This is a genomic window from Nannocystis punicea (assembly GCF_026965555.1).
In the GTDB taxonomy this organism is placed as follows: Bacteria; Myxococcota_A; Polyangia; order Nannocystales; family Nannocystaceae; genus Nannocystis; species Nannocystis punicea.
Map to the genome: position 1 here is coordinate 8710459 of NZ_CP114040.1, position 19730 is coordinate 8730188.

Here is a 19730-nt window from a genome sequence, read left to right on the forward strand (position 1 = left end):
GCGGCGATGATTGTGACACCACCGCCCGTTCATTCGTCGGAGCACACGATTGCGCGTCGCCGCCAGGGAGCTGCAGCTCTCGCGTCGATTCGTATTATCGTCCTGCGACGAGGACGACCCTCGCCCGGCCCATTCACCGGACGCTCGCGCGCCGCCGATGTCGACCCGCGTGCCATGGACGCGGCCGACAGCGCCACGCGCGATCGCTCCCGGCCGCTGCGCGACCGATCAACGCTTCAACGCACTCCTCGCGCCCGGCTCGCCACAGAACATTCATCACAGCGACAATCGCAGCACCTGCACCGGGAACAGCCGCTCGGGCGGGAAGATCTGCCCGTTCTCAGAAAAACTGCGCAATTGCGAGTTGGCGACGTAGACCAGCGAATCGCCGTCCAGCACCCCGGTCGTGGGGATGAGGAAGTCGGGGTGGCCCGCCTCGAGCACCTCGACGCGGACGATGCGATCGAGCTCGGGCGCCAGCGCGAGCCGCACGATCCGCCCGCCGCCCGCCCCGTTGTCGACGCCGACCAGCGCCCCGCGGTGGAAGTACAGCCCGTCGAAGCCGTGCGTGGCCGCCCCGCGCGGGTGCGGCAGCGTGTGGAGCCGGCGGGTCGCCAGCGGGATCGCCGTCACCCCGCGCACGAAGTCGGCCACGAACAGCACGCTCCCGTCGTCGGACAGCGCGATCCCGTTGGGGTAGCCGAATTCGCCGGCGGACACGACCGACTCGAATTGCGCCCCCGGCCCCGGCCGCAATGTGAGCACCTCGCCCGCCTCGCTGTCGGTGACATACAGCGCCCCGTCCGGCGCGATCACCAGATCGTTGAGCAGGTGCGGCCCCGGCGATTCGCGCGGGTAACGGGCCCGCGACTGGCCGCTCGACGGATCGATCTCGTGCAAGGCCGCCCGCCCGCGGTGCTCGGCCTCGACGTAGCCCTGCATGCTCGGCGTCGCCGCGCTGGCGACCCACAGCGAGCCGCGACGCGCGTCGAACTTCATGCCGAGCGGGCTGTACAGGCCGTTCGTCGCGTCGGTGACCGCGAGGTCGCGCGCCGCCCCGCCGCGGTCGACCGCGACGATCTTGCGCTTGTGGATGCTGCCGACGAAGAAAGTGCCGGTGGCCGGATCGTGAGCGATGCCCTCGGGGATCAGCTCGCGGTCGGCCAGAGTGAACGCGCGGACGCTCGCCGACGCCGGCAAGCGGGCGCGGGCGGCCGCGGCCAGGCGCTCGAGCTCGGGGCCGACGATTTTGGCGAAATCATGGGCCTGCGGCACCAGCAGGCTGCCCGCCGCGTCGAGGCGGCCGAGCGCGGCCAGGGCCTCGTCGCCGCGCCCCGCGGCCGCGAGCAGCGACGCGCGCTGATAGTCGAGAGAATCGTCGCCGGCGTTGATCGCCGCCGCGGCGTCGACCGCCGCCAGGCCCGCCGCGAAGTCCTGGCGCCCGAGCGACCCGCCGAGCTTGCCGTACGCCGCCGTCATCCCGCCGACCTCGGCCTCCGACAGCATCGTCGCCTGCCCCTCGACGGTCGGCTCGGTCGGCGCGCTCCGGGGCCCACAGGCGGTCACGAGGGCGGCGAGGAGCAGCAGTCGTCGCATTGGTGCGACGTTACTCGAAATCGCCCCGCCTCACGACCGCGATGCAGCGCACGCAGGGCCCGCGAAAATTATCGCGACTCGAAGTCATGCTCGCGACGACCTTCGCTCGTGTGCGCTGGAGCACCGCGCGGAGGTTGCGAGCGGCCCTCGGCCCGAGATCGCGCAGGAGCTCCGCACGCGCCGGATTGACCCGCTGGAGGCGCCGTGGTCATGTGTGCCGATGATGCGGCACGGCCGACTGATCGGACTGATGTGTTTTGTAAGCAGCGCGTGCGGGGACAGCGGGGGCAGGGCCGACTCGGCCTCGGCGACCTCCGCGACCACCACGGCGACCGACGGCCCTGGCGGCACGACCGCGCTGCCGACCACCACTGAAGTGCCCACCGGCTCGGACGCCGGCACCGCGACCGACAGCGCGACGGTCGCGTCGACCGACGCGACCGTCACGTCGAGCAGCAGCAGCTCGACCGGCGCCGACGCGTCGTGCCTCGACACCCCGCCGCCCGGCTTCGCCGGCCCGACAGACCCGTCCTGCGCCGCCCAGCCGCAGGTCGGCACGTTCACCCCGGTGCTCGAATGGAACCACCCCAGCTGGGCCTCGTTCCCGACCTCCGACCAGATCTTGATGTCGCCGGTGGTGGTCTCGCTCGACGGCGACGCCACCCCGGACGTCGCCTTCATCACCTACGTGTTCGGCGATCACTACGGGCCGGGTGTCCTTCGGGCCATGTCGGGCGACGGCAGCAAGGAGATCTTCAACGTCGGCGACCACGAGGTCTGCGGCCACTCGGGGATCGCGGCCGGTGACATCGACGGCGACGGCCTGGTCGAGCTGGTCGCGGTGGACCTCGCCGGGGGCCTCCGCGCGTTCGAGCACGACGGGACCCTGAAGTGGACCAGCGCCGCCTACGACCTGCATTGCGCCTCGTGCCCGGGCATCGCCGACTTCGACGGCGACGGCTCGCCGGAGGTGTTCGCAGGGTCGGTGATCCTCAACGCCGACGGCAGCGAGCGCGGCGTCGGCGAGTACGGCAGCGGCTTCCGCACCTCGCTGGCCGCCGACATCGACGGCGACGGCGAGCAGGAGCTGGTCGTCGGCAACGCGGCGTACAACAGCATGGGGGAGGCCGAATGGACCAACATGGAGAGCGACGGCTCCCCCGGCGTCGCTGACTTCACCGGCGACGGCGTGCCGGAGATCGTCGTCAGCTCGGGTGGCACCGTTCGCCTGCAGGACAACACCGGCGCGGTGCTGTGGACCGCCACCGTGCCCGGCGGTGGCGGCGGCGCGCCGACGATCGCGGACTACGACGGCGACGGTGAGCCCGAGACCGGCGTCGCCGGCAGCGAGTACTACGTCGTGTTCGACACCGACGGCACCTTGATGTGGCAGGCGGTCATCTCCGAGACCGAGTCGGCGACCGGCTCGGTCGTCTACGACTTCGAGGGCGACGGGATCGCCGACGTCGTCCACGCCGACGAGAACCGGGTGTGGGTGTTCTCGGGGACCGACGGCGCGGTCAAGATGGAGTTCCCCGGTCACGGCAGCGCGACGCAGATCGAATCGCCGGCGATCGCGGACGTCGACGGCGACGGCCAGATCGAGATCGTGTTCGGCAACAATCAATTCTACGACCCGGCGGCGCCGACCGGCATCTCGGTGATCGGCGACGAACAGATGTCGTGGCGACCGGGGCGACAGATCTGGAACCAGTACGCGTATTCGATCACCAACGTCGCCGACGACGGCACCATCCCGGCGGTGCCCGCGGCCAACTGGGAGCTCTACAACAATTACCGGTCGGGCGACCTCTCCCCGGCCGACGGCACCGCGGCGCCCGACGTCGTCCTCGAGGCGTCGATCTGCCAGTACCAGTGCAGCGACACCGCGCTGCAGCTATGGGTCAACGTCGGCAACGCCGGCGCCTCGCCGCTGAGCGCCGGCGCGACGATCGAGGTGTACGGCGACATGGGCGGCCAGGAGACGCTGCTCGCCTCTCAGCCATTCCTCGAGGTGCTCGACCCCGGGCAGTACGCGACCGCGATCGGCTTCATGATCGACGCGGCGGGCTACGACGGCCTGTCCGTCCGCGCGGTCGCCGGCGAGGAGGAGTGCAAGCTCGACAACAACGAGGTCGCGATCTCGCCGCCGTTCTGCAACCCGCCGCGGTGAGCCGACCGGCGCGTGGGCCGGCCCGCCGCGCGCGCGCCGGCCGGGCGCGCTCGGGTCATTGCTTGTACCAGTCGTCGAACGGCGCCAGCGCCCACAGCACGGTCTTCCACGTGGTGTAGGTATCGACGGCCTGCGGCCCGCAGTCGCGGCCGAAGCCGGACGACTTCACCCCGCCGAACGGCACCTCGACGGGCGTCGGGTTGTAGTTGTTGATCCACACGTAGCCCGACTGCAGCTCCTGCGAGCAGCGCAGGGCTCGTTGCACGCTCGACGTCCACGCGCCGGCCGCCAGCCCGAACTCCGTCGCGTTGGCCAGCGCGATCGCCTCGTCGTCGTCGGTGAACTTCGTGACCGTCACCACCGGCCCGAAGATCTCCTCCTGGAACACGCGGTGCTCCGGCTTCACCTCCGCGAGCACCGTCGGCAGGTACCAGTGCCCGCGCATGAAGTGCTGCTCCGGCGGCGGCGGCCCGCCGCACAGCTGCGTCGCGCCTTCGGCGATCCCGACCTCCACGTAGCCCGCGACCTTGCGCGCGTGCGCGGCCGAGATCAGCGCGCCCATCTGGCTGCGCTCGTCGAGCGGCGGCAGCACGCGGATCGCCCGCGCCCGCTCGACCAGGCGGGCGACGAAGCGCTCATAGATTCCGGCCTGCACGAGCAGGCGGCTGCCCGCGTTGCAGTTCTCGCCCTGGTTGTAAAAAATTCCGAACGCCGCGCCCGCGCTGGCGCGCTCGAGGTCCGCGTCGTCGAACACGATGTTGGGCGACTTGCCGCCGAGCTCGAGCTGCGTCGGTCGCAGCAGATCGGCGCGCGCGTGCAGCACCTTGCGCCCCGTCACCGTCCCGCCCGTGAATGCCAGCACGTCGACGTCGGGGTGGCTCGACAGCGACGCGCCCGCGCCGGGCCCGGCGCCGCAGACGACGTTGAACACGCCCGGCGGCACCCCGGCCGCCAGCGCCAGCTCGGCGGCGGCCAGCATCGTCAAGCTCGTCAGCTCGCTGGGCTTGAGCACCACGCTGCAGCCGCTGCACAGGGCCGGCGCGAACTTCCACGCCCCGACGTACAGCGGGAAGTTCCACGGCGTGATCTGCCCGACCACCCCCGCCGGCTCGCGGAGCACCGTGGCGAAGTTGTTGCCCGGCACGCGCGCGGTCTGGCCGAACAGCTGCGACGCCAGGCCGGCGTAGTACTCGAGGATCTCCGCGGTGCCGGCGATGTCGGCGCGGGCCTCGGCGATCGGCTTGCCGCTGTCGCGCGTCTCGAGCCACGCGAGCGCCTCGGCCTCGTCGCGGATCGCCCGCGCGAACGCCCACAGCACGCGCCCGCGGTGGGCCGGGTCGGCGCGCGACCACGTGCCTGCGACGAAGCTCGCGCGCGCGGCCCGGACCGCGCGGTCGATGTCCTCGGCGCCGCCGTCGGGGATCTGAGCGAAGATCTCGCCGGTCGCGGGGTCCTCGACGGGGAGCGTCGCGCCGCGGGTCGGCGGCACCACGCGGCCGTCGATCACGTGGCCCTTGGGTTCGAGGAAGCGCGCGGCGCCGGCGGGGATCGTGGCAGTGTCCATGGCGGTCGAGGCCGCGAGTCTACCCGTGAAGGCGTCTCCGCGGATACGCCGTTCGCCGGCGCCGCGTCGGGTGCTGCTACCCTCGGCCCCATGGTCACCGAGACGCCCGTCTTCGCCGTCCTCCTGCTCCTCCTCGTCACGCTGCTGGGTGTGAACACCTCCATCACCCGCATGCGCCTGCGGATCGCCGACGGCGACGGCGGCGACAAGCGCATGACTCGCGCCATCCGCGCGCACGCCAACGCGCTCGAGCATGTACTGCCATTCGTGCTCCTGCTGTACTTCTATGAACAATCGGGCGGCTGCGCTGCCACCATTCGCTGGGCCGGCGGCCTGTTCCTGGCCGCCCGGGTCGGCCACGCCGTGTCGATGCTCCGCGGTCCCTTCGATCTCCGCCGCCTCAGCGCCACCCTGACCATCGCGCTCGAGGTGTGGCTGTCGCTTGCGCTGCTGCGCAACCTCCTGTGAGCGCGAGCGCGCGAGCGTGTGCGCCCTCGCCGTCCTGGGGCCCGGAACGCGTCGAGCGACGCGCGCCTGAGCGCGCGGACGCGGAGTTGTGTTAGCCCTGCGCGCCGATGTACCCTGCCCTGGCGCTCAGGTCCCGTTGCCAGGTCCGATGTCTGTCCTCGAGAATCTCACGGACTTCGCAGCGATTTGCATCCCGTCGATGTCACGACAGGATGAATTGTTGACGCTGCTCGTGGTATCGGGTGTTTTCACGTTGCCCTCGCCCGAGGCTACCGCTCCGGAGCTGCAGCTCGCCAGCGAGCAGCACGAGGCCCGGCTGGCGGACGAATACGACGGAGAAGCGGCGGCGATGGTTCTGCTTCACGAGGGCCAGAGCACCTGTTCGCGCCCGGGCACGGACATCACGATGCACGGACGCGCCCATGCTCCCGTCGGCGAACGGGTCACTCGCAGCGTCGTCGAGCTCCGCGTGGGCCCCTGCCACAGGCGTGCTCTCGTGTTCGGAGACCGCGTATGGAGCAGGACGGCGGCCGGAGTGCGCCCATCATCGCCGGCGGCCTTCGAGTCGCTCCCGCTCGACTATCGGCGGTGCTTCGGTGGTTCACCCGAGCGGCCGTCTCCCTCAGTCGCCATGGCCGCCGAGTACAACCCGGCAGGCTGCGGCTTGCACGACAGCGACCGCGACGCGGTCGATCGACCGTTGCCGAACTTCGAAGATCCGGCGGCACTGCTCATGCGGCCGGCCGATCGCCCACGGCCGGCCGGTTTCGGGCCCATCGCGCGCCACTGGCGGCCGCGGCGCAATTACGCCGGGACTTACGATCAAGACTGGGTGGAGAAGCGAGCGCCGCTGTGGCCGAAGGACGTCGACGAGCGCTTCTTCTCGGCCGCGCCCCCCGGATTGCTGGCGACGCCACACCTCGTCGGAGGCGAACCGATCCGGATCGTCGGGATGTCGCCACACGGCGACTACGTCTGCTTTCTTCCTCGCGTACAGCTGCGAGCACGCTTCGCCCTGGCCGATCGGTCGATCTACAGGTGCATGGTACTCGACGCGGTTCACTTCGACATGGACACCGAGACCGTGCGCATCACCTGGCGCGCGTCGATCGTCGCCGACCCGTTGGCCGTGCGCGCCGTCGTCGTGCGAGAGCTCGATCCGGGGGATGTTGCGCGATGACGCGGCTCCCGCAGGTCCGAATCGCCGGCTCTGGCCTGGCCTGTCCTGTCGGCCTGCGCTCGCGGAGCGCGCTCGCGGCCATTCGCGCGGGAATCGTTCGGTTCATCGAGCTCGACGATTCCATCGGACCAGGCGCGCCGGCTCGCGTCTCAATGCTACTACGATTGGGCCCCGGCCGCTCACGGACCGAGCGAGCAGCCGCGCTCGCGTTGCACGCGATCCGCGAGGCCGTAGCAGGCTTCGACGGCGAATCCACGCTGCCGTGTTTCCTCGCGCTCCCCGAGCCTGGGATCGGTCGTCCGCTCGACCTGGACGCGTTACTGCGGGTCCTCGCGGAGGCCCGGACCCGCACGCGCGCCCCGGTGCACCTGCAGCTGCGTCCGGAATGGTGCGTCGCGGCCGGCCGGGCCGGCGTGTTCACCGTGCTCGAGAAGGCGTGTGCTCTGCTGGCGAGCGGCGCTCAGCGGGTCGCGCTGGTCGGCGGGATCGACTCGCTCGTCGACGCCGAGACCCTCGATTCCCTCGTCGAACACGAACGCCTGCTCGGACCCACACAACTCGACGGAATCATCCCCGGGGAGGCGGGCGCATTCCTACTGCTGTCGAGCCGCGGCTACGGCGGCCCCTCGCTCGCCGCGCTCGCCACGGCCCACGAGCCGCTCCCCTTCGTGCGAGCGAGCGAGCGCATCAGCGAGGCCGAGGGGCTGACGACGGTGTTCCGCGACCTGCGCTCGAGGATCCAGGGCCGCGTCGACACCGTGGTCACCGGGACTTCGAGTGAAGCTTACTTCGGCCGCGAGTTCGCCCACGCCTATCTGCGCAACGTCGGTCTGTTCCCCGAACCACTGGCCCACGAGCTCGTCAGCCACGCCCTCGGCGACGTCGGCGCAGCTGCAGGGGCCGTATGTCTGGTACAGGGGGCGTCCTCGCTCGTCGCTGGACGAAAGGCCCTCGTCCATGCGTCTTCCGACGGCGGCCTCGTCGGCGGCGCGGTGCTGTCCGGGGCCTATTGAGGCGGATCGCTCACTCGACCATCCGGGCTTCCGGGTACTCGGCAAGCAGCACCTCGACGAGCCCGCTCGCCGCCCGGGCAGTCTTCGCTCCGACGACGACCTGGAGAAGCCCCAGCGCCTCGCGGCGCTCGATCAGGACGCTGAGTGACTCGGAATGGAGGCAGACGATTCGCGGCAGGCCGGGCAGCGCCTCCGCGAGGCCGCGTTCCCGCAGCTGCGCGGCAATCCGTCGCGCAGCTGCCGCAAGCCCCGCGACGGACTCGGCGAAGATCGCCAGCCGTTTGCTCGCCGGGCGGCGCACCACCTCGAATTGTTCGAAGGCACTGCGGGCCAGTTCCTCCCCGAGGGTGAACCCGACCTCCTGCACGGCGTCCGCGGAGAACTCTTCGTCATCCTCGAATCGCACCAGCGGAGCGTCGGTGCCGTCGCTGCGCCGGAGATCGAGGAAGATGTCGTAATACGTGATGGCCGCCGGGCTGGATTCGAACGATACTCTGAAGTAGCGATCGCCCGGATAGTTCGCGGCGGGGAGGCGCTGGACGAGCGCCTCGAAGTCGCACAGCTGGCCGATCCCGAACGGATGAAACGCTCCACAATCGCCGCCCATAGCCGCGAGGAACTCCCGGTAGAGCGTCGGCAGCGTGGCCGAGCAGAGCTCCTCGCAGCGGGCGATCTGCTCGGGCGAGACCCCCACGAACGCCTCCGCGTCCGCGCTGCCATGCTGTCGGATGAACGCGACGATGTCGTCGACGGCGGTCACGGACACGTCCTCTCGGGGCAATTGGCCAGATAGAGCAGCCGCTGACACGTGTGGCACGACGGGACCGTCTCGCCGGTCGTGAACAACACTTTCGCGGTCGTGCTGCGCCAGGTCGTCCACATCACCCTGTACCGCTGCTCCCATCCCGAAGGGCTGAACATCATCTCGGTCATCTCCTTGGGGACGTGGCCGGCTCTGGCGATCAGTTTGGCTCCCGCGCACGCGCCGGGGTGGTTGTACCCCGAGTTGGGGCCGCTGTTCCTTGCCGCGGTCTCCATCGCCTGCCAGGCGGTGTTGACGCCGCGCGCTCTTTTCACGTCGTCGGCGAACTTCGTCTTGTTCGAGTTGATGAAGTCCTGCGCAGTCGCTGCCCCGCCGCCGACGACCTGGTCGACGATCGAGCTCGCCACGGACGTGAAGAGCGTGGAGGTCTTGCCGGACATGCTCCCGAAGCTCATCCCGCACCGCCCGCAGATCATCACCCCCACCATGAATCGCTTCTTCTGCGCCCCCGGATCCTTGTGCAGCGCGGTGATGATGTCTTTGCACAGGGTCATGCTCGACGGGGTCGCTAGCACCCTGTGCCGGTGCGGGCCCTTCCCGCAGATCTCGCAGCGCCCCCGGAAATCGTCGGCGTACGCGAAGCCGGAGCCGCCGAACGCCTGGAACGCGTCATTGTACGAATTACCGTTGTGCTGGGTAATGTCCATGAACCGTGCGACGCCCTTACCCTCCACCCGGACGTCGGCGCTGCTCGTCCCCCACTTCATCTTGCCCTTGGTCTTGGAAGAGATGATGCCGCCCCCGGCGGTCCCCGGTTCGTCGCCGGTGCTCGTGCTGAGGTGAGAGCGTGAATGAGCTACCGGACTGCCCTCGATCTTGACCTGCTTGGTGCCTGCTGCCAGATCCGAGTCGAAAGCCACGTTGACGTACGGTAGCGGAACCGGTCCGCCCGGCGTGGGCGTCTTGCAGACGTCCGGAGGGGCCGCCACGTGCTTCAGCCCATCTCCCGAATGGATGATCGAGCGGCCATTGGCGAATACCGAAGGCATGGCGGCGAGCATATCGGACAGGACGCTTTCGTCAAGCTGGGCTCCGCTCGGCGGTACTTTGCGTGAAGAGCCCCGGATTGGCGCTGAACCCCCGAGCGTCGGCACGATGCTCTGCTGAATGCCCGTGCTCACGAACTCCGCTGCAAACAACCGCAGGGCGTTGCCGGCTCTGGCGAGCGTTCATGCGCTCGCTCCCGCCCGAGCTCATCCCGATGATGCCGAAGATAAAGATACACCAGCGCCTCCAGCACCTGCTGGGCCGGCGCCTGGGCCCACCTCGCCGATCTGGAGCATGACGAGCGCTCTCGCTCGGCCACCTGTGAGCGCGAGCGCGCTCGCGTGTGCGCAGCGGTGCGATACCTGCAATTGCTCGGGCCTCTCCAAACGGCTTCCGGTCGCCCCTCGGCCCGCGTCTGCGCGCCCTCGCGTCGCGGTCGACCACGTCGATTCGCGGTACCATCGCCGGCGCTCCCCCTCGCTCGAAAGGTTGGCCACCGCATGTCCGACTATCCGCCGCTGCCCTCGCTCAGCATCACCGAGGCCCTCGACGACATCCCGGACATCGCCTTCGTCTACCGCGACGACGGCCTCCTCGTGGCGATGAACAGCGCCTGCGAGCGCCTGACCGGCGTCCCGCGAGCGGCCGCGGTCGGCAACTTCAACTTGCGCCACAACGAGCTGATCCTCGGCCCAGCGCTGGTGGCCGGCTATCGCGCCGCGTTCGCCGGCGCCGCCCAGGTCGTGCCCGCCACCGAGGTGCGGATCGGCGAGCAGCAGGCGATCGAGACCCCGTTCAGCCGCGATTCCTTCTGGCTCGAGACGACCCTGTTCCCGCTCGCGCGCCGGCCCGACGGCAGCGCCTACTACGTGATGGGCCTGCAGCGCGACGTCACCGAGCTGCAGCAGGCGCGGGCCGAGATCGACGCGGCGCGCAGGCAGATCGACGTGCAGCAGGCGACGATCGACTCGCTCGAGGCGGCCCACCGCGAGATCGAGAGCCAGAGAGCCACCATCGAGGCGCTGTCGACCCCGGTGATCGAGGTGTGGGACGGCATCCTGACCCTGCCCCTGCTCGGCCACTACAACCACGAGCGCGCCACCCGGATGACCGAGCAGGTGCTCGAGGCAGTGACCCGCACCCGCGCCCGCCACGTGATCCTCGACCTCACCGGCGTCGCAGTGTTCGACGCCAGCACCGGCGACCACCTGCTGCAGCTCGTCGCCGCCGTCAACCTGCTCGGCGCCACCGGCGTGCTGGTCGGGATCCAGGCCCACGTCGCCCGCCTGCTCGTCGGCCTCGGCGTCGGCCTGCAGAACGTCCGCGTCTACCAGGACCTGCGCCAGGCCCTCAAGGCCTGCCTGCAGGAACGCCCGGCCGCATGAACGCACCGACGCCCTCGGCTCGCTTCGATGAGTCGCGCTCATCGCTCGCGTGAAGAGCCACCTTCACGCCAGCTCGCTCACGCGGCGACAGCAGCGGTTCGAGCTGCCCCCACTAACAGTTGACCCCGCAGCCCTCGAGCGTGCCGCACGACCACGCTCCGTCCTGCGGCCAGCACGAACCGCAGTCCTGGTTCTGCGGCAGATGCCGGCAGTCCTCGTGGACGAGGCACGGACTGCTCGCGTCGATGCACGCGACCTCGGCGACCGCCAGGGCGCCGCATTGAGTGGAACCGCCGGCCGCCAGCGCGCACAGCCCCGCCTCGCAGCCGCTGCTGTCGAGGCAGCCCGCCGGGATGCACTGGCTGTGGTTCTTGCCGAGGACGCCGGGGCACGCGCAGATCTCGCCCGCAGCGCAGTCCGCGTCGCTGCCGCAGCCGAAGTTGCACACGCATCCGATGAACGAGACCTGATGACACGTCCCGTGCGGCGCGTCGTCGCATTCGACGTCGGAGTGGCACTCGTCGTTGCCCGACATGCAATCGCCGAACCCCTCGACCGCGCACGCGACAACCTCGAGGCGATGGACGATCCCGTTGGCGCAGCGCACGAACCCGCTCGGCACCTCGCCCCCGCGCTGAAAGATCGGCTGCGGATCGACGCACGGAAGCTCCGGCTCGCCCGTGGTCGGCGCCGCAGTCGACCCCGATGCGCCGCTCGTCGTCGCGGTCGACCCCGATCCGCCGCTCGCCGTCGCCGACGCGTCCTCCGTCCCCCCGTCCGAACCGGGCCCCGCCGGCTCGGGTCCGCAGGCGCACATCAGCGCGACCAACAAGCGACACAATCTCCCCCGCGACACGGTGCTCATGCCCCGATGATGCCTCACGGACGCGCGTCGTTCGAGCGCGCGCCGGAGCGCAGGCGCACGGGCGGTCTCACTGCGGCAGACGCAGGTTCAGGAAGCCGTCGACCACGTCGCGCGAGATCACGTTGGGGACCGCCGGGACGATCTGCTGCGCGGCGGCGGGGACGTTGCCCGGGTGGATCACGGCCACTTGCACCGTGCGCGATCCTTCGTCCATCAAGAACAGATAGAAGCGATCGTCCTGGGCCCGGCGCCACGCCGGACCCGCGCTCATCGCCGGGTCGTCGGCGTCGATGACGGCCCCCTGATTCATCGCAGTCAGGCTGTTCACATCGACGAGGTCGGCGTCGGTCGGGAATTGCTCGATGCCGCACGACTGGATCCCGCACGTCACACCGCCGAGCGACCCGACCTGATACGAGCGAATGCCGGTGCTGATGATGTCGCGGTTGCCCCACTGAGGCCCGGAGGACTCCGCGATCACCTCGAACACGTTGATCTGACCGCAGCCGTCGCCCAGCTGGCCGTTGTCCGTGTTGTTGAAGCAGTGACACGGGTGGTAGCCCGACCACCCGTCGCGATTCAGCTCCGAGGGCGAGACGCCGATCCACGGGGCGTCCTGCGCTCGCTCGTCTTCTCCGTCGGCGATACAGCTGAGCGGCTTCATCTCGGGCTCGTCGGCGTACGGCATCGATGCCAGCAGCACGACCAGCTTCGAGCCGGCCCACCCGTAGTGATCGAGATCCGACCCCGGGCAGTAAGGATCACTGCCCGGCCCGCACGGGAATTCGCGCTCCTGCATGGCGAAGAAGCTGCAGTTGTTGCCGAGGTCCCCGCCGAACTCCTTCGCGCCGTTCGGGCCCGAGAACTGGAGGTTGTACGGCTGATCCGGCGTACGACGGTCCCAGAACGAGCGGATCGCCCAGGGCCCGTCGGTCGCGCCGAGCGGCTGATACACCGCCAACATCTTCACCCGCAGCGGCCCGTCGAGCACCATGTGCAGCTGCTCGTTGAACGGCGTGAGCTTGTCGGACGTCACCTCGTGCCGGGTGCGGCAGCAGAACTCGCTCCCCCAGCCGAAGTCGATCGTCTCCGACTGCACGTCGCAGCGCGGGTCGCCCGGTTCGGCCTCGATTCGGCGGCCCCAGTAGCCGGGCGCGCCGATGTTGGTAAACGTCAGCGTTCCCCCGCGCGTGGGGTCGCCGTTGTTCGTCGGCTCCGCGGGCGGATGCGGCGGCGCGTGGCTGCCGTCGAGATCGTCCCAGTTGCCCGTGTCCGGATCTCCCATGGGGACGTCATCCCCAGGAGGTTGATCCCCCGTGGGTTGATCTCCAGTGGGTTGATCCCCAGTAGGTCCGCCCCCAGTCGGTTCGTCCCCAGTAGGTTCATTCGTGGCAGGTCCGTCGGTGGCCGCCGGGTTCGAGCCGCACGCGATCGCGAGCGAGGCCGCGGCCGCGACTGCGAGCATGGGCGCTGCGTGTTTCGAGTAGCTCACTGCAACCTCGCTCTGTCGTCGACGGCTCAAAGGTCCTCGAGGATCGCGAACACGTGATCGCCTCGATCCTGGAACACAGGGCCGTTGACGATCCAGCGGCCGTTCTTGTCGTTGAGCGAGTGCACTTCGGGGCCGTCGCCCGTGGGGATCCACTCCTTGTTTTCCTGCTGCTCGTACGACAGCGTCCCGAGCAGCTCCGTCTTGTCCTCCTGCCCCAGGTAGCGGTAGAGCGTGATCTTGTACAATTGCTCGCGCGTCGGGATGTCGCCCATCGCCGTCCTCGCCGCGCGCAGCTCCGGCCAGGTGAAGCCCTCCGCGTGGGCGAAGTTGAAGCCCGCCGTATCGCACCCGCCCGAGTACGGCTTGTGGAAGTTGCCGGGCGAATTGAGGCCGGGCGCGCCGTCGTCCTCCCACATCGCGACCTCCTCCATCGGGCGACCTTGATGGCCCCAGTACTTGTGTCCGGGCGCGCCGGCCGTCGCGTACCCGGGCAAGAAGGTCTCCGACGCGTAGTAGGATTCGTTGCCAGGGAACTGCGTGCGCGTCGTCGGGATCGGCTTGCTCGCCATGTTGATCGTCACGCAGGCGTGATAGTCGTCCCAGCCGTCGTCGTGGTTGGCGACCGTCGCCCTGTCCGGCTTCGGCACGTAGACCTTGCCCTCCGGATCGACGTACAGCCCGAAGTTGAGCTCCCAACCCTGACCGTGGCGCGGCCATTCGAAGCCCTGCGAGTCGGGGGCCTCCGGGATCAGGAAGAACATCTTGTAGCTCTCTCCCTCGGGGTGCACGACCCACGTGGGCCGGAAGCCTGTGAAGTTGATCGGATCGTTGGGGAGGGGATCCTGGTTGTACGTGGAGTAGCCGTACTCGTAGCCCGCGTTGACGTGGTAGACGAAGGGCCGCATCCCGCCGTTCTCCGCGATCTTCTCCGCGGGGTCGTCATTCGAGCCGATCGCCCAGCCCTTGTTCTTCTCCCCCGGGGTCCACGCGATGTCGTCCGTGACCCCCTTGAGGTAGGGGATCTCGAAGTCGCTGTCGACGATGTAGTGAGTGTCGGTCTCCTCCACCGGGAAATTCTTGCCACACTGGACCGCAGACAGCGTGTAGGTCCAGGGCATCGCCGAGACGATCGGATACGGCTTGCCGTCGAACGTCGTGTCGGCGAGATGAATCACCCTGTACGTGTTCGAGAACGGGGTGTCGATGACGCCCTCGACGACGCAGTCCTCGGGCGGCCGCATATCCGGGCCTTCGTCCCCTTCGCTCTCGGCGCCGCTGTCGTCGGCGCTGTCGCCGGCGCTGTTGCCAGTGCCCTCGGTGGGACCATCGCTGGCACCATCGCTGGCGCTGTCGCCGGCGCTGTCGCTGGTGCTGTCGTCCGCACTGTCGCTACCACTCTCCCCACCATTACTCGCGCACGCAGCCAGCACCGCCGACACCCACAGAGCCCCGACCTTGACCGTGTTCATTCCTGAATCCTATCTCACGACGAGGCGCGGCGAAAGGCAGAAAAACGAGCGCTCAGGGGAGGCCTGTGAAGCAGGTGCGCTCACAGAGTTCGAAGTGGGGACTCCGAGGTGAGAGGTGGGCAGAAGCTCGGGCGCTTGCGGATGAGACTTCGCATGCTCCGAACCATGATGGCGACTCGAGTGCGCGACGAGTCGCTCATTGAACTCTGGTCAGCCGAGATCGAGTGCCGACAAGGCCGTCGAGTTCACGCATGTTCGCGGCGGTGTCGCGTTGGTGCCACGAGGCCGCTCGCGAACCGCTGGAGATGGGGGTTCCAGGCCGTCGGTGTCGGCCTGCAGGACGTCCGCATCTGCCACGATCTGCGCCGGGCCCCGAGAGCCTGCTTTCGCAGCAGGCGGTCGCATGATCGGAGCGACGGCCTCGGCGCGGTTCGATGAAGCGTGCTCATCGCTCGTGCGAGCCGCGGCGCCGCGCACGTCACCCGACGCCGCGCTCGCCTCGCGGCGATGAACTCCGCTCATCGCTTGCGCTGCGGCTTGGCGGCGAACAGCGCAGCCACGCGTTCGCGCAGCCACTTGTGGGCCACGTCGTCCTGGCGCGACGCCGAGAACAGGGCCCCGAAGCGGACCTCGGGCAGCTCGAGCGGCGGCGGGAACATCACCAGCGGCGCGTGGCGGGCGTACTCGACGACGAGGCTGCGCGGGGCGGTCACCAGCAGGTCCGTGCGGGCCGCGATCGCCAGGGCCGTCTGGAAGCACGGCGTGCGCAGCACCACCCGGCGCGTGCGGCCGAGGCTCGCCAGGCGGTTGTCGACCACCCCGCCCGGCAGCGCGCGCGGGGCCACCAGCACGTGCCGCGCCGCCAGATAGCGCTCGAGAGTCAGGCGGCCCGGCGCGTGCTCGGCGGCGATCGCCACCACGAACGGGTCGCGGAACAGCGGGCGCAGCATCAGCCCGCCGCGCTCGGCGAACGAGGCCCCGATGGCGAGGTCGGCCTCGCCGCGCTGGACCACGTCCTCGACCGCGTCGCCGACCACCATCGTCACCAGGTCGACCCCGGGGGCCTCGCTCGCCAGCGCCGCCAGCAGCCGCGGTAGCACCACCATTTCGGCGTAGTCGGCGGCGATGATGCGGAAGCCGGCCTTCAAGGTCGCCGGGGTGAACGCCTCGCCGGCCTGGAACACCCGCCCCACGGCCGCCAGCGCCTCGGCCAGCGGGCCGCGCAGCGCCAGCACGCGCTCGGTCGGCGCCAGCTTGCGGCCGACGCGGACGAACAGCGGGTCGCCGAGCGCCTCGCGGAGCCGCCGCAGCGCGTGGCTGACCGCGCTCTGGGTCAGGCCCAGCTCGCGCGCCGCCCGGACCGTGCTGTGGGTGCGCAGCAGCACGTCGAGCACGCGCAGGTGGCCCAGATCGATCCCCGACGTATGAATGAAGTTCATGGCTGTCATGACGACGATGAGCTTCATGATGCCACGATCCGGGCGCACAGTCGCGGGCATGACGACCACCAAGCTGCTCGCGCCCGCCCTGCTGACCGCCGCCTTCGCCCTCGCCTGCGCCCACGGCTGCGACGCCGAGGACGGCACCGAGACCCCCGACAACGCCCCCGACATCGCCGGTCGGTGGGTCAGCGACTGTCTGCCGAGCCCGCAGGCCGACGGCTCGACGCAGTACCTGCGGCTCGACTTCGCCATCGACGACGCCGAGTGGAAGCTCGACTACGTCACCCACGCCGACGACGCCTGCGCCACCAAGCTGGTGACCGTGCACATCGAGGGCCCCTACGAGCTCGAGCGGCCCTCGACCACGGTCGAGGGGGCGTGGGAGGCCCGCTTCGCCTTCGGCACCAAGACGATCCGCCCCGAGGTCGACGGCCTGCGCGACTACCTCAATTCGCTCGATGGCTGCGGCGCCGCCGACTTCGCCACCGGCGTCGCCCAGGACGTGCTGCAGACCGGCTGCGCCGGGTTCGGCCAGTACCCCGGCGCCGACTGCCCCGCCGACTTCGACGTCGTCAAGCGCGACGGCGACGACCTGTTCTTCGGCGCCCGCCCGGCCGACAACGACATGTGCACCGCCGCCAAGCGCCCGACCGCGCTGAGCCCCGTCGGCAACCACCGCCGCTGAGCGCCGAGCGCTGCGGCCTGAAGCGCACGACCGCTCGCGGTGCGAACGGAGCCCCACCCCCGCGCGGGGCGCCTGCCGGACGCTCGCACGATCTCCCCGACGTCGAGCGGCCCGCTCGCGCTGCGGACATTCCGCGGTCGTGCAATCCGGTGATCGGGTGCCATGGAAACTTGCATGGTCTCGACCGTCGCCCTGCAGTTCGTCGCGGCCCTGGCGCTGTTCCTGCTGGGTTTGGAGGAGCTCTCGCAGGCGTTGCGCGCGCTCGAGTCGGCGCGGGTCCGCGGCTGGCTCGCCCGCCTCTCGCGGGCCCCGTGGCTGGCGCTGCTGACCGGCGTGTGGGTCACGGCCCTGCTCGACTCGTCGTCGGCGGTGATCGTCCTGCTGATCGCGCTCGTCGACTCGAAGACCCTCGACTTCGAGAACGCGCTGGGCATCGTGCTCGGGGCCAACATCGGGACCACAGTCTCGAGCCAGGTCATCGCCCTCGACATCGGCCGGCTCGCGCCGGTGCTGCTGCTCATCGGGGTGATCGGCCAGCTGCTGTCCCGTTCGGAGCGGGCGTCGCTGCGTCTGCGCGTGGCGATCGGCGTCGGCCTGATCTTCACCGGCCTCGAGCAGATCGAAGCCGCCGTGGAGCCGCTGCGCGAGGCCCCTGCGGTGCTCACCTGGCTCGACTCGCTGACCGATCCGGCGCGCGGCATCCTCGCCGGCGGGTTCTTCACGCTCGTCATCCAGAGCTCGTCGGCCACGCTCGGCGTGGCGATCCAGCTGTGCCTCGCCGGGCTCATGTCGCTGCCGGCCGGCGTCGCGGTCATGCTCGGCGCGGAGATCGGCACCTGCGCCGACACCCTGGTCGCCACTCTCGGCCGGAGCCGGTCGGCGCTGCGCGTGGCCGTCTTCCACCTGGGGTTCAATGTCGTCTCCGTCGTGCTCGGCGTGCTCTGCATCGATTGGCTCGTCACGGCCTCGACCTCGCTCAGCCCCGCCGCAGGGCCCGGTCGCCAGCTGGCCAACGCGCATACTCTGTTCAATACGCTCGCGGCCGTGCTGGTGCTGCCGCTCCTGTCCCGGGCCACAGCGGCGCTGCGTTGGGCGCTCCCGGAGCGCGCCGAACCACAGCCCGCTGCCGGCGGAGCGCCCCAATCATAACACCACGCGCGGCTCGACTCCGACCTGGTCTCACGGTGTCGGCCGACCTTCGGATCGCCGGTTCCGCAGGACCCGCCGGCTGGCTCCGCGATCGACCGCCGCCCGCCGCGCCAGCCGCCGCTGCCACCTCCCGGCCGCTTCGTCGTGCTAGCATCGCGGCATGCTGTTCGAGGCGGAGCGACACGAGCCGTTGATCGACGAGGCGTGGGATCCCGCGCGAGCCCGTGCGGCCGTGCGAACGATCGTCGCCGATCTCGCCGCCAGCTTCAGCCCGACCGACTTGTGGCCGACGCACCCGCTCGACGAGGACGGGCCGCCGATCGCCGGCGGCTACAAGTCGATCTACCTCGGCGCGGCCGGCGTGCTGTGGGCCATGGCGTACCTCGGGCGCGAGGGCGCCGCGGCGCTGCCGTTCGCGCCCGAGGATCACATCGAGCGGGTGTACGCCGCCTACCTGGCCGGGCCCGACGTCGGTGAGGTCGTGCCCTCGTACTACCTCGGCGAGGTCGGCATCCTCCTCGTGCTGTGGAGCATGACGCGCTCGGCGGCCGCGGCCGAGCGGCTGTTCGCGGTCATCGAGGCCAACATCCCCAACCCCACCAACGAGGCGCTGTGGGCCGCGCCGGGCACGATGGTGGGCGCGTGGCACATGTTCCGCTGGACCGGCGAGCCGCGCTGGCGCGACCTGTTCCTCGCCAACGTCGAACAGCTGTGGCGGACCTGGTCGCCGAGCCCGCACGCGGCCTGTCACTTGTGGACGCAGGACCTCTACGGCGCCGTCGTGCAGTACCTCGGCGCCGGGCACGGCTTCGCCGGCAACGCGTCCGCGCTGCTGCGCGGCCAATCACTGCTGTCGGCCGAGCGGCGCGAGCAGCTCCATGCGCGCTGCGTCGAGGCGCTGCGGGTCACCGCCCTGCGCGAGGGCGACGCGGTCAACTGGCCGCCGCACGTCGGCCCGCCGCGCCCCGCCCGCGAGAAGCTCCTCGTCCAATGGTGTCACGGCGCTCCGGGCATCGTCACCGCACTCGGCGAATTCCCGGCCGGCGGGTCCGATGAAATGGACGACCTCTTGCTCGCCGCCGGCCGGGCGGTCTGGCAGGCCGGGCCGCTCACCAAGGGGGCCGGCCTCTGTCACGGCACAGCCGGCAACGGCTACGCGTTCCTCAAGCTGTATCAGCGGACCGGCGACCCGCAATGGCTGGCGCGCGCCCGTGCGTTCGCGATGCACGCCATTCGCCAGAGCGAGCGCATGCGCCAGGACCACGGCCGCGGCCGCTACACCCTGTGGACCGGCGACCCGGGGGTCGCGGTGTACGTGTGGCATTGCCTGACCGAGAAGTCCGACCTGCCCACGCTCGACAGCTTCGAATGACGAGGAACCCCGCTGCAACGCCTGCGGCTGCAGCGGAGGACCTCGGCGCTCGCCGGCGCCCTGCCGA

General features: G+C 70.3%; 16 protein-coding genes. 8 read left to right on the forward strand and 8 right to left on the reverse strand.

From position 1 onward, the window contains the following. Positions 1 to 276 precede the first annotated feature (276 nt). On the reverse strand, positions 277 to 1596 hold the full coding sequence (locus tag O0S08_RS33295; protein WP_269033453.1) for an SMP-30/gluconolactonase/LRE family protein: 1320 nt from the start codon (positions 1594 to 1596) through the stop codon (positions 277 to 279). A gap of 250 nt (positions 1597 to 1846) precedes the next feature. Here O0S08_RS33295 and O0S08_RS33300 point away from each other — a divergent pair, with 250 nt between their 5' ends. Then, positions 1847 to 3769 carry an FG-GAP repeat domain-containing protein gene (locus tag O0S08_RS33300; protein WP_269033454.1) on the forward strand — a complete coding sequence of 641 codons (1923 nt, stop codon included), beginning with the start codon at positions 1847 to 1849 and terminating at the stop codon, positions 3767 to 3769. Between the two features lie 55 nt (positions 3770 to 3824). Here the strand turns inward: O0S08_RS33300 and O0S08_RS33305 are convergent, their stop codons facing one another. Continuing rightward, on the reverse strand, positions 3825 to 5333 hold the full coding sequence (locus O0S08_RS33305) for an aldehyde dehydrogenase family protein (protein WP_269033455.1): 1509 nt from the start codon (positions 5331 to 5333) through the stop codon (positions 3825 to 3827). Between the two features lie 90 nt (positions 5334 to 5423). On the opposite strand from O0S08_RS33305, the gene O0S08_RS33310 reads away from it, so the two are divergent. From O0S08_RS33310 to O0S08_RS33320, 3 genes are all read left to right on the forward strand, one after another. Further along, a complete protein-coding gene (locus tag O0S08_RS33310; protein WP_269033456.1) occupies positions 5424 to 5801 on the forward strand; it encodes an MAPEG family protein in 378 nt (125 codons plus the stop codon). 148 nt (positions 5802 to 5949) lie between these two features. Next, positions 5950 to 6981 carry a DUF2169 family type VI secretion system accessory protein gene (locus O0S08_RS33315; RefSeq protein WP_269033457.1) on the forward strand — a complete coding sequence of 344 codons (1032 nt, stop codon included), beginning with the start codon at positions 5950 to 5952 and terminating at the stop codon, positions 6979 to 6981. Between the two features lie 209 nt (positions 6982 to 7190). Next, positions 7191 to 7994 carry a hypothetical protein gene (locus tag O0S08_RS33320; protein WP_269033458.1) on the forward strand — a complete coding sequence of 268 codons (804 nt, stop codon included), beginning with the start codon at positions 7191 to 7193 and terminating at the stop codon, positions 7992 to 7994. A 10-nt stretch (positions 7995 to 8004) separates the two neighbouring features. On the opposite strand, the gene O0S08_RS33325 is transcribed toward O0S08_RS33320, so the two are convergent. Next, the gene (locus O0S08_RS33325) at positions 8005 to 8754 is read right to left on the reverse strand and encodes an SMI1/KNR4 family protein (protein ID WP_269033459.1); all 750 of its coding nucleotides are present in this window, start codon (positions 8752 to 8754) and stop codon (positions 8005 to 8007) included. Beyond that, a complete protein-coding gene (locus tag O0S08_RS33330) occupies positions 8751 to 9818 on the reverse strand; it encodes a DUF4150 domain-containing protein (protein ID WP_308477874.1) in 1068 nt (355 codons plus the stop codon). The genes O0S08_RS33325 and O0S08_RS33330 overlap by 4 nt, the downstream gene beginning before the upstream one ends. A 486-nt stretch (positions 9819 to 10304) precedes the next feature. On the opposite strand from O0S08_RS33330, the gene O0S08_RS33335 reads away from it, so the two are divergent. Next, positions 10305 to 11189 carry an STAS domain-containing protein gene (locus O0S08_RS33335; protein WP_269033461.1) on the forward strand — a complete coding sequence of 295 codons (885 nt, stop codon included), beginning with the start codon at positions 10305 to 10307 and terminating at the stop codon, positions 11187 to 11189. Positions 11190 to 11301: 112 nt separating this feature from the next. On the opposite strand, the gene O0S08_RS33340 is transcribed toward O0S08_RS33335, so the two are convergent. The 4 genes from O0S08_RS33340 to O0S08_RS33355 form a co-directional block, all read right to left on the reverse strand. After that, positions 11302 to 12054 carry a hypothetical protein gene (locus O0S08_RS33340; RefSeq protein ID WP_269033462.1) on the reverse strand — a complete coding sequence of 251 codons (753 nt, stop codon included), beginning with the start codon at positions 12052 to 12054 and terminating at the stop codon, positions 11302 to 11304. Between the two features lie 67 nt (positions 12055 to 12121). Then, positions 12122 to 13519, reverse strand: a complete 1398-nt coding sequence (locus O0S08_RS33345) for a DUF2403 domain-containing lipoprotein (protein WP_371879507.1) — start codon at positions 13517 to 13519, stop codon at positions 12122 to 12124. A 53-nt stretch (positions 13520 to 13572) separates the two neighbouring features. Beyond that, the gene (locus O0S08_RS33350) at positions 13573 to 15015 is read right to left on the reverse strand and encodes a hypothetical protein (protein ID WP_269033463.1); all 1443 of its coding nucleotides are present in this window, start codon (positions 15013 to 15015) and stop codon (positions 13573 to 13575) included. A gap of 518 nt (positions 15016 to 15533) precedes the next feature. Then, entirely contained in the window at positions 15534 to 16481 is a 948-nt protein-coding gene (locus O0S08_RS33355; protein WP_269033464.1) for a LysR family transcriptional regulator, read from the reverse strand. Here O0S08_RS33355 and O0S08_RS33360 point away from each other — a divergent pair. The 3 genes from O0S08_RS33360 (at position 16480) to O0S08_RS33370 (ending at position 19663) form a co-directional block, all read left to right on the forward strand. Next, positions 16480 to 17142 carry a hypothetical protein gene (locus O0S08_RS33360; RefSeq protein ID WP_269033465.1) on the forward strand — a complete coding sequence of 221 codons (663 nt, stop codon included), beginning with the start codon at positions 16480 to 16482 and terminating at the stop codon, positions 17140 to 17142. The genes O0S08_RS33355 and O0S08_RS33360 overlap by 2 nt on opposite strands. A 174-nt stretch (positions 17143 to 17316) precedes the next feature. Continuing rightward, positions 17317 to 18291 (forward strand): Na/Pi cotransporter family protein, encoded by a 975-nt coding sequence (locus O0S08_RS33365; protein ID WP_269033466.1) that lies wholly within the window; start codon positions 17317 to 17319, stop codon positions 18289 to 18291. A gap of 160 nt (positions 18292 to 18451) precedes the next feature. Then, positions 18452 to 19663, forward strand: a complete 1212-nt coding sequence (locus O0S08_RS33370; protein ID WP_269033467.1) for a lanthionine synthetase C family protein — start codon at positions 18452 to 18454, stop codon at positions 19661 to 19663. Positions 19664 to 19730 lie beyond the last annotated feature (67 nt).

Excerpts from the sequence above, each read along its gene's own strand:
- O0S08_RS33295 (WP_269033453.1), bottom strand. The coding sequence starts at position 1,596 with ATGCGACGACTGCTGCTCCTCGCCGCCCTCGTGACCGCCTGTGGGCCC.
- O0S08_RS33300 (WP_269033454.1), top strand. The coding sequence starts at position 1,847 with ATGTGTTTTGTAAGCAGCGCGTGCGGGGACAGCGGGGGCAGGGCCGAC.
- O0S08_RS33305 (WP_269033455.1), bottom strand. The coding sequence starts at position 5,333 with ATGGACACTGCCACGATCCCCGCCGGCGCCGCGCGCTTCCTCGAACCC.
- O0S08_RS33310 (WP_269033456.1), top strand. The coding sequence starts at position 5,424 with ATGGTCACCGAGACGCCCGTCTTCGCCGTCCTCCTGCTCCTCCTCGTC.
- O0S08_RS33315 (WP_269033457.1), top strand. The coding sequence starts at position 5,950 with ATGTCTGTCCTCGAGAATCTCACGGACTTCGCAGCGATTTGCATCCCG.
- O0S08_RS33330 (WP_308477874.1), bottom strand. The coding sequence starts at position 9,818 with ATGCTCGCCGCCATGCCTTCGGTATTCGCCAATGGCCGCTCGATCATC.
- O0S08_RS33335 (WP_269033461.1), top strand. The coding sequence starts at position 10,305 with ATGTCCGACTATCCGCCGCTGCCCTCGCTCAGCATCACCGAGGCCCTC.
- O0S08_RS33340 (WP_269033462.1), bottom strand. The coding sequence starts at position 12,054 with ATGAGCACCGTGTCGCGGGGGAGATTGTGTCGCTTGTTGGTCGCGCTG.
- O0S08_RS33345 (WP_371879507.1), bottom strand. The coding sequence starts at position 13,519 with ATGCTCGCAGTCGCGGCCGCGGCCTCGCTCGCGATCGCGTGCGGCTCG.
- O0S08_RS33350 (WP_269033463.1), bottom strand. The coding sequence starts at position 15,015 with ATGAACACGGTCAAGGTCGGGGCTCTGTGGGTGTCGGCGGTGCTGGCT.
- O0S08_RS33360 (WP_269033465.1), top strand. The coding sequence starts at position 16,480 with ATGATGCCACGATCCGGGCGCACAGTCGCGGGCATGACGACCACCAAG.
- O0S08_RS33355 (WP_269033464.1), bottom strand. The coding sequence starts at position 16,481 with ATGAAGCTCATCGTCGTCATGACAGCCATGAACTTCATTCATACGTCG.
- O0S08_RS33365 (WP_269033466.1), top strand. The coding sequence starts at position 17,317 with ATGGTCTCGACCGTCGCCCTGCAGTTCGTCGCGGCCCTGGCGCTGTTC.
- O0S08_RS33370 (WP_269033467.1), top strand. The coding sequence starts at position 18,452 with ATGCTGTTCGAGGCGGAGCGACACGAGCCGTTGATCGACGAGGCGTGG.